Below are 12,909 nucleotides of genomic sequence, written 5' to 3'. Positions count from 1 at the left end.
CGGTGTAGTCGCGCCACGTGCTATTCTCATCGGTGGTGTAAGTGTTGATTTTTTCCTTTTGGATTCCTTGGAACAACACCAAATAAAATGTGAGCCAATACGGTTCGGTTAAGGTTTTTTGATGAAAATTCTAGATCGCAAAGATGCGATAAATCATCACAAAGACGCGATAAATCGCCGTCTCTACAATAATCAGTCGTTTTGTCTTGACGGCGATTCATCGTGTCTCTTGCCTTAACCTGTGCTGTAATTTAGGTGTTCAGAAGAAAATACCAAATGTATCAAACTCAGATATTATCAATGCATCGACTTGCATTGCGAATGCGGCGATCGCCTTGTGAATGCATCGACTTGCAATAAATTAATAGCTCCTCCCCAAAGTTGATTAGACTTCTTGCATAAATCAAAAAAAGAACCCCACCCCGCCTTTGACTTACGTCAAATTCTCCCCTCCCCGCCTGCGGGGAGGGGCCGGGGGTGGGGTGTTAGGGACTTTTGGAAGAGGTCTATTATCTAAAAGCTGGCGTGTTTTCTAATCGCGGCATAGTGTCTTGCTGTCGTATTCATCTCAATCACCAACTCTGTCCCTTGACCTAATTGAGAATTACACTTAAGTTTCCCTTGATGTTTTTCAACTATAATTTGCCGACTAATTGATAGTCCTAGTCCTTGACTTTTGCCTATTGGTTTGGTTGTAAAAAACGGTTCAAATATATGTCTTTGGATATGGGGAAGTATACCTTTACCATTGTCAAAAATGCGAATGATAACTTTGTGTTTTTTTCCTAGTAGTTTGTCATTTACCCAAGGTTCATTATTATTGACCAATGATAAATGACTGCTAACAACTTCTGTATGAATCAAAATTTTGGGAGTAAAAGAATAATCATGCTTCATCCTATCCTCTAAAGCATCAATGGCATTAGTTAAAATGTTCATGAATACCTGATTTAGTTCACCAGGGTAACACTCGATTAAGGGTAATTCACCAAAGGTTTTAATTACTTTAATCTCTGCTCTATCAGGTTTTTCTTTGAGACGATGCTGCAAAATCCTGAGAACACTATCAAATCCTTCATGTATATCAACCTTTTTCATTTGACTTTCGTCAGAAGTAGAAAAATTCCGCAAAGCGAAAACAATATCTTTGACGCGTTCAGAACCGGCTCGCATTGACCACAGTAATTTTAAAAATTCTGTCTTCACGAAACCAAGGTCGAGGCGTTGCAGTTGTAAGGCTATGACTGGTGTTGGTGTGGGATAGTGATGTTGGTAAAGTTCAATGATTCTGATTAAATCTTCAGCGTATTTACTAGCAGGATGGAGATTGCCGCAGATAAAGCTAACGGGGTTGTTAATTTCGTTAGCCATATCCGCCACCAGTTGACCTAGATTAGCCATTTTCTGGTTCTGCAATAACTGCTTTTGGGTATATTTGAGTTCTTCGAGGGTAGTTTCTAGCTGTTGTGATTTTTCCCTAACTTGGTCTTCGGTAGACTGGCGTTGAGCAATTTCAGTTTGGAGTTGTTCAAATAGTTGGTATTGTTGGGTAGCGTAGGCGCAGCCCGTCGTAGACATCGCCTTATCCTGATTAATATCCTTGTGCGTTCCCACCATCCGCACTGGTTTACCGAATTTATCCCGTTGAAATACTTTGCCACAAGTCAAAATCCACTTCCACTCCCCGGATTTAGTCAACATTCGCAATTCGACTTCAAACACAGGTATGCATCCTTGGAGATAATCGTGCAATACCTGACGAATTCTCGGTAAATCCTGTGGATGTACAAGTTGTTCAAAAGATTTGTAATCGTTGTCGATTTCGTCTACTTTATATCCCAGGATGCTTTTCCACTGGGGATCGTAATAGGTTTTGTCAGTTACCAGATTCCAATCCCACAACCCCAAGCCACTAGCAATTAATGCCATTTGCAAGGCGGCTTGTGAGCTTTGGCAAGGATCTAAATTTTCTAGAGATAAGTCTTTGGCTTCTGGGAAACTTTGAGAATCTTGTACTGAAAGTGGAGCTTCCGATTCATGGGTAGCGGGTTTTTGGATATGCATAGCTGCTGGTACGATGAGGAAGATATTCTGTAGCTTTCTCTCTACGCTGTTTTAGCACCCTAAAGATTCAGTTATGGGCAAATCGCCTAGTTGGTTTATTAGGCTGTAACTTAAGTCAGGTATATATCAGCCCATATCATAAACTGGGATGGAATTTAGAAAAAAGTAAACGAACGAGTATAACCTCTGTTGCGATCGCAATAGCAATCTTTTAGAAAACAATCGCTACATTGTGTGCATCTACATTCTAAGATATGTCTAAAAAAAGTAGTTCAAGTCACATATAATTACCTAAAAACCCCGAAAAATTTGTAAAAAAAATTCTATGATTAAATCACGCCAAATAATTTAAGGATGCAAAAAATTGTTAAGGCTTTTTTGTAGCTTTTTTAGTCAGGGCTGGCTGCTATGCATAGAAGGCAGCCAACACTGACTTCCAAAGCTGAATGGTGTGAGAAAATATCATACTGAATTAGAGTCAATGAGTAATGACAATAGATGAATTAGTATTGCTACTAAAAGCCAGTCAAGCAACTGGTTTAACGACGCTCCAAGAATTAATATTGCGTTCTTCGTGGCAAGGAAAAACCTACACCAATATAGCTAGTGAAGCGCACTACGGCGAGGAACGTGTCAAGAAAATCGCTGCTCATTTATGGCAAGTACTGAGTAATTTTTGCAAAGAACCAATACATAAATCCAACTTTCGCCAGACTCTAGAAAATCACCCTTTTAGCGAAGCACATCAGCAGTTAATTAAGGAATTCAACCGAGCCGCCACAGCGATATCCTTAGAATTCCCTACTGGCCCAGTATCTCTTAATTCCAGATTTTACATTCCTCGCCCGCCAATTGAAGAACTCGCTTACGCAGAAATGGCTGAACCTGGGAGTGTAATTTGCATCAAAGCACCCAAAAAGATGGGGAAAAGCTCTTTGATTCTCCGGTTGCTTGCACACGCTAACAAGCAAGGCTTTCGCACCGTAACTTTGGACTTTCAGCAAGCAGACAAAGCAGTATTTGCCAGTTTGGATAAATTTTTGCGCTGGTTCTGTGCCAATGTTAGTCGGGAGTTACAGCTAGAACCAAAACTCAATGATTATTGGGATGAAGATATGGGTAGCAAAGTCAGCTGCTCTATCTATTTCCAAAAATATTTACTGTCTGCGCTCTCAAGTCCCCTAGTTTTAGTATTAAATGAGGTGGATTGGGTATTTGAGTATCAGGAAATTACTGGAGAATTGCTACCATTAGTGCGATCGTGGCATGAACAAGCCAAAAGGGTAGAAATTTGGCAAAAACTGCGTCTGGTTCTGGTTTATTCAACAGAAATTCTTGTTCCCATAAAACTGACTCAATCGCCATTTAATATTGGTTTGACAATTAATTTACCCCTCTTTACAAAAGAGCAGGTGCAGGATTTAGCACAACGTCACGGCTTGGATTGGACAGATGGTAAAGATGCCGATAGTTTGATGGCAATGGTGGGAGGAAATCCTTATTTGGTGCGATTGGCATTGTATCACCTTGTGGGTAAAGGCGGATTAAAAGGGGATTTAGGGCAATTATTGCAACAAGCACCCACAGAAGCCGGAATCTATAACCAGTGTCTAAGGCAGTATGTACTAGCACTTCGAGATGAGCCAGAATTGGGAGATGCTTTTTATGAAGTGATTAATACTACAAATTATGTAAAATTAGAGCCAAGATTGGCATATAAATTACAAAGTATAGGGCTAATTAATTTAGAAGGCGATCGCAGTACTCCTGCGTGTGAATTATATCGGTTATATTTCCGACAATATCTCACAAAAAGTGAGCATTTCAACAATATTCATGTTGAACGGTTGAGGCAAGAAAATCAACAGTTTCTCTTCCTCTCTAGTTTAGATGAACTAACTCAATTAGTAAATCGCCGCTACTTTGAAACCTACCTACAAATTGAGTGGCAAAATTCCGCTATTCAAAACACTCCAATGTCAATGATTTTGTGCGATATCGACTATTTTAAAATTTATAATAAAACTTATGGTAGAGCGGCGGGAGATGAGTGTTTACGACAAATCGCTAATACTATCTGTAACTGTGTCAAGCACTCACTAAGTAATAGCAGCTTCTCATCCAGTAAGAATATAAATCATTCAACTGGTAGTGCTTTTGTGAGTTCCCAAAGAGGATATTTTCAAGACGAAAGCAGTAGAGTCTTAGTGGCTCGTTATGGTGGTGAAGAATTTGCCATTCTTGCTCAAATAGATGTTACTGCTGCAATGGATATTGCCGAACATATTCGAGAGCAAGTAAAAGTTTTAGAGATTAAATGTGAGTATCCTAGCATTGGTGGTTTACCTGCTGCTGTTTTAACTGTGAGTTTAGGGGTGGCTAGCGTGATTCCGGCAATAGAAACTGAACCTGCTACTTTAGTTAATGCTGCTGAAGAAGCACTCTATCAAGCCAAAAGAAAAGGACGCGATCGCGTTGTAGTTTAATCTAAAAATTAGAATCAAATAAAGAACAATTTAGTGAAGGTGCAAAAACGCCGATTATTCAGACGCTTTTTCGGTCAGAATACCCAACTGAATTTTGACTCCTGACTCCTGAATTCTGTTCGATAAAAATAGCGATTGACAAGACTTTTTGTTGCCGATGAAACTTCCATCACCAGCTTGGGAATAATAAATCATGCTTGAGAAATATTTGTAATAAATCTCAGCAGATTAAGTGTGTTTACTATCGGCAATTAAAGGAACAATTTGTTAATGAAAGTCAGTTCATCAGGGATTAAGCTAGGTTTTGCAGCTCTTAGCAGCAGTTGTCTCGCAGCAGTAGCGATCGCTATCAGTGGAGCAAGTGCAATTGCTGCTCAATTCATCACAATTGAAAGCACTGGCACATTATCAGGAACTATCGAACTTCCCAGAAATAATCCCAATTTCAATAATAGTACTACTCGTATTGATACGGATGAAACTGGAACTTATTACCGGAACTTAGGTACTAATAATAATCCCAATTATGTTCCTGTATACCAGTCAGACTATTTAAAGGTAGAAACACGCTCTGATGGAAGTCTGCATTACTTTGTTGACTTTAAAGGTATTCCAATTGTCTCGTTTGATGGTGTTCTGACATCGCCGGTGCTTTCTGGTGGTCAGTTGACTGCCTTCCTCTACCAGGGACAATTGCCAGGAACCACATTTCAAGGAGTAGTTCAAGATGAATTTAATCTCACAAAAGCTTTCTACACTGGTACTGTCACCGACCCAGGCACCGGAAAGAAGTATCAAGGTACTTTTGAAGTGAGTGGATATGGGGAGCGATATAGTAATCCCAATGGGAATTTAACTCCCACAGTCTTTGATTTCCAGTCCGATATCCCAGGTTTCCCAGGCGTAACGTCCTTGACCATAACTAACGCTAGCTTGGCAAATTTAAGAATCATAGTACCTATAAATGAAACTTCTATTCCAGAACCCGCTAGCCTTCTCGGAACTCTGATGGTAGCGAGTTTTGGTATCGTTCTGAAAAGAAGAAAAGACAGCGGACTTAGGAAGACGTTTTAAAACTGAAAGCCTGTTGTAAAAAAGCTCACAAGGCTGAAGCTGAATTGTAAACATCAACGCCTTGTGAGCAAATAATCTTAGACAATAAGGACTAAAGTCCTTACTACGAACTTATTTATCTATCAATTTAAAATAAGCCGGACTTTTGCAAATCCGGCTGAGTTTAATCAATCATCTATACGCAGTAGCTTGCGGTAAAACTGTTGTGAAAAATCGGTTATACGATAACGTTTATAGTTGTCCATCAGTTCAATTAAAAAATTAATAAACTCGAAACTAGCCATCATCAGTTCATAACTCAGGTCAGCATTGCCATCAAACTGAATTCGGCAACGGGTTAAGTCTGAGGGTAAAGTAGCAACATTCCAGGAGGCGACAAAGGGAACATGTTCGCTGGCTTCAATCTTCCGATGTCCTTCCAAGACGCCTTTTTGATAAAGACTGATGGCATAGGGTAAGAAATTGCGCCTAGCGCCCTGAACATAAGGTAAGTAAACACTGGCTTGTTGTTGAGTTGCAGGCTGGAGTTGCTCAATAGACATAGTTAAATATTCCTCAAGTTAGTTAGCAACTGGGTGGGGATATTAGTGGATGTTAGTAGTATTCCCCAAAGATGTGTCTAAAGCACATAGTGGTCAGTGAAGAAGGGAATAGGGAATAGGGTACAGGTTACAGGGTACAGATTATTCCCTATCACTTGTCACCTCTCCCTAATGCCAATACCAATGCCCCATGCCCAATAAATGAAGTTACTACTAAGAAATATTAAAATTTCGGTTACAATGATGCTGCATTAACTGTTATCGAATCTGGGAACGATAACACTAAAAATGTCTACTGTAAAGTGGTGGATGCCGTTATTGCAGTTTTTCCCAACAAAAAGCTGCTGCTACCTTGCTATTACTTTACTCAAACCGGAGTTCTCGTTAGAGAAAGTCCGACTCTACAAGCTTCCTGCCGAAGTGGCTATCAAAGGAATCAAGCTTCTGTCTAAGAGTAGTAAACGCGGTTAATATGAGGTAATTACGCACAGTGGCGGTGACAACAAAGGTAGTCCCAGCGGCTTTTGGCTTAGGGATAGCGGGTATTGCAGTTTGCCCATTCCGATTAATATCGGGAAAAGTAGCTTAGGGATATTTGTCCGTAAAATTACTAACTGTAGACAAATAGTGGTTTTTGAATCAAGCAACCTAACCTATGCCAGCGAATTCCTGGCCCGAAGAAGATTCTTATCAAGAGCTTGATCCGCTCAACTCCTTGTTGTCTGACCTATCAGTAGATGAGGAGTCAGTGTTAGAGACAGATTCTATGTCTCTACCATCCCGGTTTCAAGGTCGTAGAGGCAAAGCAGCTCTAGTCTTGACTATCGTCTGGAGTGGCACGATCGCTCTACATTTAGTTTCTTGGGCTTCCATTTTTATTCTAGGACTAACCACCATTCTAGGATTTCATGCTTTGGTGGTGGTGTTTACTAAATCCCGTCGCTATCCAAAAGAAATACAGGGAGATTTACCTTCTGTTTCTGTGCTAGTGGCTGCGAAAAATGAGGAAGCGGTAATTGCTAAATTAGTCAAAAATCTTTGTAATCTGGAATATCCAGGTGGGCAGTACGAAATTTGGATAATTGACGATCACAGCAGTGATAGCACGCCACATTTATTAGCAGAACTCGAACAGAAACACGACCGACTGAAAGTACTAAGGCGTTCAGCAGAAGCTACTGGTGGCAAATCAGGGGCGTTGAATCAGGTGTTGCCGCTGACAAAAGGCGATATTATAGCAGTATTTGATGCTGATGCCCAAGTCACACCAGACTTGCTGCAACAGGTAATACCTTTATTTCAAAGAGAAAACGTGGGGGCGGTGCAGGTGCGAAAAGCGATCGCCAACGCTAAAGACAACTTTTGGACTAAGGGTCAAATGGCCGAAATGGCACTTGATACCTGGTTTCAGCAACAGCGGACTGCCCTTGGTGGCATTGGCGAACTGCGGGGCAATGGTCAATTTGTCCGGCGTTCCGCCTTGGAAAGCTGCGGTGGCTGGAATGAAGAAACCATTACCGATGATTTGGATTTGACAATCCGTTTACATTTGGATAAATGGGATATTGAGTGTGTTTTCCATCCAGCGGTGCAAGAAGAAGGAGTGACAAGTGCAGTTTCACTCTGGCATCAGCGCAACCGTTGGGCAGAAGGCGGTTATCAGCGCTATTTGGATTATTGGGATTTAATTCTCAAAAACCGCATGGGAACGCGTAAAAGCTGGGATTTGCTGATTTTTATGCTGATTATGTATATCTTACCTACAGCAGCAGTCCCAGATTTATTAATGGCGATCGCTCGTCATCGTCCACCCATGTTAAGTCCCATCACAGGCTTGTCTATTTCTATGTCGATGGTAGGGATGTTTACAGGTCTGAAGCGGGTACGTCAAGATCAAAAATTCCCACTTTCTACATATTTTATAATGCTGGTGCAAACCCTGCGCGGCAGTTTATATATGTTGCACTGGTTAGTCGTCATGAGCAGTACTACTGCTCGAATGTCGGTAAGACCAAAGCGCCTGAAATGGGTGAAAACTTTGCATACTGGGCATGGGGAATAGCCCCTTTGGGAAATTAAAAATTAAAAATTAAAAATGCAAAATTACCAAAAATAATTTTGCATTTTTTTTAGGGACTGACAAAAAATAAATTATCCAAAATTATTTTTATGTTCATAGGGGCGCAAGACCTTGCCCCGGATTTCTCACGCATAGTGTAGGCAGAGGGGGAAAAGGAGTGTGGGGAGTGTGGGGAGTGTGGGGGGTAAGACTTCTTCCCCATCCTCCCACACCTCCCACACCTCCCAAACCTCCCACACCCCTGCACCCTTGCTGCCTCCACCCAACAATTTTGGGTTGGCAGACTACTTGTGTCAGCGGAAGCTATATCTACCCCTATTTCTGGTATCCCATTTGATCTTGAGGACTGTTTTCACGTTTTTTAGCAAGTGCAACAAGAGTCAAAACTGTTTGCCATTCACTTATGAGCCAGTATATTTCCAGTAGTCTCACAGATGATGAAGAACTTAATTTTTCTGAGGAAGCAGAGGTTTTCGTTTTTCCCACTTCTTTCGCCCAGCAGCGATTGTGGTTTCTCGACCAGTTAGCACCGGGGATTCCATTTTACAACGTGTCAACAGCACTTCACCTGACAGGTTCCCTCAACTTCAGCGCCTTAAAGCAGACATTCAACGAAATTGTACGTCGCCACGAAACGTTACGTACTAGATTTGTTATGGTAGAGCAGCAACTAGTACAGGCGATTCCTGCGGAGAGCTGCGCTAACGCACCTAGCTTAACCATACCTCTTCCCTTAATAGACCTACGCAATTTCGACAGCCCAGAACGCGACACACGAGTGCAGCAAATCGTAACCCAAGAGGCTCAACATCCTTTCAATCTCACCACTGGCCCATTACTGCGAGTAAAGCTGCTGCAACTGGATGAAGCAGAATATCTGCTGCTGCTAAATCTACATCACATAGTTGCCGATGGCTGGTCAATTGGAGTGCTAATTAAAGAATTGGGGGTATTATACAAAGCCTTAGCAGGGGATAAGCGATGTCTGACGACTAGTTATTCCGTATCTACGCTTCTACCAGAACTACCCATTCAATATGCAGATTTCGCTCAATGGCAACGGGAGTGGCTACAAGGAGTGGCAGCAAACGGCACCTCGCCCCTACAAAGCCAGTTAGTTTATTGGCAAAAGCAATTAAACGGGATTTCGGTATTGAATCTCCCCACCGACCGACTAAGACCAGCAGTTCCTAGCTACCGGGGTGCAAAACAATTTTTAGAGCTACCACACACCTTAACTCAAGCGCTAGAGGCACTGAGTTCCCAAGAAGGCGTTACCTTGTTCATGACAATGCTGGCAGCGTTTCAGACTTTGCTCTATCGCTACACGCAGCAAGAGGATATTGCAGTTGGTTCACCTATTGCTAATCGCAATCGTAGCGAACTAGAAGGATTAATTGGTTTTTTTGTCAATAGCTTGGTGTTACGTACAGATTTCTCAGGGAACCTGACGTTTCGAGAATTATTAAATCGAGTCCGAGAGGTAACTTTAGGAGCATACAGCCATCAAGACTTGCCTTTTGAAAAATTGGTGGAGGAACTTCACCCAGAGCGAGATTTGAGCTATCATCCTTTTTTTCAGGTTGTATTTAGCCTACAAAACACTCCTATCGAAACTCTAGAATTACCTGGGTTAACGCTTTCGCTATTTGAATTCGATAGCAAAACTGCAAAACTTGATTTAGAATTCCATTTGTGGCAAGACTTGGAAAGTTTGAAAGGACAAATGGTTTATAGCACCGATTTATTTGATGACAAAACCATTACGCGAATGCTGGGACATTTCCAAACGCTGCTAGAAAGCATTGTTGCCAATCCAGAACAGCGGATTTCAGATTTGTCTTTGCTTACTGTGCAAGAACGACAAGAGTTATTAATTGATTGGAATGACACTAAACGAGACTATCCAGAGAACAAGTGTTTTCATCAGTTATTTGAAGCGCAGGTGCAGGAAACTCCCGATGCGATTGCGTTAAACGCACGCTCCGCGAACGCACTAGTCTTTGACGATGAACAACTCAGCTACAAAGAGTTAAATATACGCAGCAACCAACTTGCACATTATCTGAAAAAATTGGGGGTAGTCCCTGACGTTTTAGTAGCTATTTGCGTAGAGCGTTCCCCAGAAGCGATCGTCGCACTATTAGGCATCCTCAAAGCTGGAGGGGCATACCTTCCTTTAGATCCGAGCCTACCTCCAGAGCGTCTTGACTTCATGCTAGAAGATGCACAAGTTTCAGTATTGCTGACACAAGAAAAGTTGCTCAAGCATTTTGAAGACTTCTCGAATCAAATTATTTGCATAGATAAAGATTGGGCAACTATTACACAATACAGCAAAGAAAACCCAACCAGTTGTGTAAAATCTGATAACCTAGCTTATGTTATCTACACCTCTGGCTCAACAGGAAAACCTAAAGGTGTTTTACTCCAACATCAAGGATTGTCAAACTTAGCAAAAGCTCAGATTGAAATTTTCAACTTACAACCGAGTAACCGAATTCTGCAATTCGCATCATTAAGTTTCGATGCCTCAATTTTTGAGATTGTCATGGCACTACAAACAGGAGCAACTCTTTATTTAGCAAACAAAGAATCCCTTTTACCCGGACAAACTTTGCTCAAATTATTGCGCGAAAAAGCTATTACTCACGTCACCCTTCCGCCAGCAGTGTTAGCAGTCTTACCTATAGAATCACTTCCGGCATTGCAAACTATTATTTGTGCAGGCGAATCCTGTACCGATGATATTGTAAAACGTTGGTGGAACTCTCAGCGTCGGTTTTTTAATGCTTACGGACCTACTGAAGCAACAGTTTGGTCAACCGTTGCCGAGATTAGTACTATGAGTGAAAAACCGCCCATTGGTCGCCCTATTGCTAATACTAAAATTTATATATTAGATAAACATTTACAACCTTTACCAATTGGAATTATTGGCGAATTATACATAAGTGGTAAGGGATTGGCACAAGGCTATCTTAATCGCCCCGAATTAACTATTGAAAACTTTATTCCTAATACTTTTATTGATAAAAAGGGAGCGCGACTTTACAAGACGGGTGATTTAGCTCGGTATCGTCCCGACGGTAATATTGAATTTTTAGGACGCATCGATAATCAAGTAAAAATTCGTGGATTCCGCATTGAGTTGTCAGAAATCGAAACAGTCCTGAGTCAGCATCAGAGTGTGCAAAAAGCAGTAGTAATTGTTAAAGAAAACGTATCTGGTGATAAGTACTTGGTGGCCTATATTGTTCCCAATATAGAGACGCAAAATTTCTCATCACTACTACGTAAATTCTTAAAAGAAAAATTACCAGAATACACGATCCCAAAAGCCTTTGTAATGCTAGATTCTCTGCCGTTAACAGCTAGTGGTAAAGTGGATCGTTTGGCGCTAACTGAACTCGACAGTGCGGCTAGCGGCTTAATAGATAAAGCATTTATCGCCCCTCGGACTCCAACCGAGTCAACCTTAGCAAAAATTTGGGCTGAAGTGCTTAATATAGAGCGTGTGGGTATTTACGATAACTTTTTCGACTTGGGAGGAGATTCGCTGTTAACTGTACGCCTCCTGAAGCAAATACACAAGCAGTTTGAGAACGAATTACCGTTATCTACCTTATTTTTAAATCCGACAATTGAAAGTTTAGCAACTGCTCTATCCTCAAAAGCAGATTCTCTCCCGTGGTCTCCCTTAGTTCCGATTCAACCTGCTGGTTCAAATCCAGCTTTCTTCTGCGTCCATCCAATTTTTGGTGTTGTTTTCCCTTATTACGAATTAGCTCAGAATTTGGGAAAACATCAACCATTTTATGGGCTACAACCCATTGGACTTGACGGAAAAAGTTCTCCATTAACTCGCATTGAAGATATGGCTACCCACTACATTGAAGCATTGCGTAGAGTGCAGCCTAAAGGCCCTTATTTTTTAGGAGGTTGGTCTTTTGGAGGTTGGGTTGCTTTTGAAATGGCTCAACAACTCCAAAAGTCTGGGGAAGAAGTGGCTTTACTTGCTGTGCTTGACACTTTAGCACCAATTCCAGGTAATATACCTTCTTTGGGTAGTGGTTTCAAGTTTATGCTGACGACAGTGGCGCGATATATATGGCCCTTTTTCCTCGATTATTTTTATCTAATTATTGCGATCGCTAAGAATCGAATTAACAGTTTAACTTCTGGGTTGACTAATTTTAATAAAATTGTGCAAAATTCTGTTTGGGAGTCGCTAACGCGATCGCTCCAAACAAATCTCTTCTCTCACTTCATCCGTAAAGAGGATGCCACGGTTAACGTTATACCTGAAGAATCCAAGTTAAGACTTTTAAGCGAGTTAGCAATTCGTCCAATGCTTCGTGTTTTTTATGCCAATAGCCAAGCAGTTCTCAACTACGTTCCGCAAGCCTACCCTAAACGAATTAATCTTTTCAGAACAAAGGTTCAATCAAGCATTGTCAAGGAAGATCCGAGTATGGGTTGGGATCAAATAATTGTGGGAGGAACGGAAATTCATCATATTCCTGGTAATCACTTAACTATGCTGAGAAAACCCCATATCCAAGTTCTCGCTGCACAGCTAAGAGCCTGTATTGAGAAAGCGCAAACTTTAAAATAAGGATGGATCAATATAGCAATCCTATCTGATTTGGGAAAAATAATT

General features: G+C 41.3%; 10 protein-coding genes. 5 read left to right on the top strand and 5 right to left on the bottom strand.

Annotated features, from left to right (window positions below; all coding sequences use genetic code 11):
- Nucleotides 1-26: 26 nt before the first annotated feature.
- Together CDG76_RS38085 and CDG76_RS02630 are read right to left on the bottom strand one after the other, a co-directional pair.
- Entirely contained in the window at nt 27-221 is a 195-nt protein-coding gene (locus tag CDG76_RS38085; protein WP_143854008.1) for a hypothetical protein, read from the bottom strand.
- 292 nt (nt 222-513) lie between these two features.
- Complete coding sequence (locus CDG76_RS02630) at nt 514-2,064, bottom strand: PAS domain-containing protein (RefSeq protein WP_094347513.1); 1,551 nt, start codon at nt 2,062-2,064, stop codon at nt 514-516.
- A 488-nt stretch (nt 2,065-2,552) separates the two neighbouring features.
- Here CDG76_RS02630 and CDG76_RS02625 point away from each other — a divergent pair, with 488 nt between their 5' ends.
- The gene (locus CDG76_RS02625) at nt 2,553-4,550 is read left to right on the top strand and encodes an AAA-like domain-containing protein (protein WP_094347512.1); all 1,998 of its coding nucleotides are present in this window, start codon (nt 2,553-2,555) and stop codon (nt 4,548-4,550) included.
- A gap of 54 nt (nt 4,551-4,604) precedes the next feature.
- Here CDG76_RS02625 and CDG76_RS36955 read toward each other — a convergent pair whose 3' ends face one another.
- Entirely contained in the window at nt 4,605-4,745 is a 141-nt protein-coding gene (locus tag CDG76_RS36955; protein ID WP_190240734.1) for a hypothetical protein, read from the bottom strand.
- Between the two features lie 75 nt (nt 4,746-4,820).
- Between CDG76_RS36955 and CDG76_RS02620 the strand changes: the two genes are divergently transcribed.
- Entirely contained in the window at nt 4,821-5,624 is an 804-nt protein-coding gene (locus CDG76_RS02620; RefSeq protein WP_094347511.1) for a PEP-CTERM sorting domain-containing protein, read from the top strand.
- Nucleotides 5,625-5,791: 167 nt separating this feature from the next.
- On the opposite strand, the gene ebsA is transcribed toward CDG76_RS02620, so the two are convergent.
- Nucleotides 5,792-6,166, bottom strand: a complete 375-nt coding sequence (ebsA, locus tag CDG76_RS02615) for a type IV pilus biogenesis protein EbsA (protein WP_094347510.1) — start codon at nt 6,164-6,166, stop codon at nt 5,792-5,794.
- A 288-nt stretch (nt 6,167-6,454) separates the two neighbouring features.
- Here ebsA and CDG76_RS35750 point away from each other — a divergent pair, with 288 nt between their 5' ends.
- On the top strand, nt 6,455-6,637 hold the full coding sequence (locus CDG76_RS35750) for a hypothetical protein (RefSeq protein WP_143854007.1): 183 nt from the start codon (nt 6,455-6,457) through the stop codon (nt 6,635-6,637).
- 184 nt (nt 6,638-6,821) lie between these two features.
- Nucleotides 6,822-8,228: a glycosyltransferase gene (locus CDG76_RS02610; protein ID WP_094347509.1), complete on the top strand. Its 1,407-nt coding sequence runs from the start codon at nt 6,822-6,824 to the stop codon at nt 8,226-8,228.
- 111 nt (nt 8,229-8,339) lie between these two features.
- Here CDG76_RS02610 and CDG76_RS36950 read toward each other — a convergent pair whose 3' ends face one another.
- Entirely contained in the window at nt 8,340-8,483 is a 144-nt protein-coding gene (locus CDG76_RS36950) for a hypothetical protein (RefSeq protein ID WP_190240733.1), read from the bottom strand.
- Nucleotides 8,484-8,649: 166 nt separating this feature from the next.
- Here CDG76_RS36950 and CDG76_RS02605 point away from each other — a divergent pair, with 166 nt between their 5' ends.
- A complete protein-coding gene (locus tag CDG76_RS02605) occupies nt 8,650-12,864 on the top strand; it encodes a non-ribosomal peptide synthetase (protein ID WP_094347508.1) in 4,215 nt (1,404 codons plus the stop codon).
- Nucleotides 12,865-12,909 lie beyond the last annotated feature (45 nt).

The organism is Nostoc sp. 'Peltigera membranacea cyanobiont' 210A (assembly GCF_002246015.1).
In the GTDB taxonomy this organism is placed as follows: Bacteria; Cyanobacteriota; Cyanobacteriia; order Cyanobacteriales; family Nostocaceae; genus Nostoc.
The sequence above is the reverse complement of the archived record's forward strand: the minus strand, read 5'-3'. Positions and strand labels throughout refer to the sequence as shown.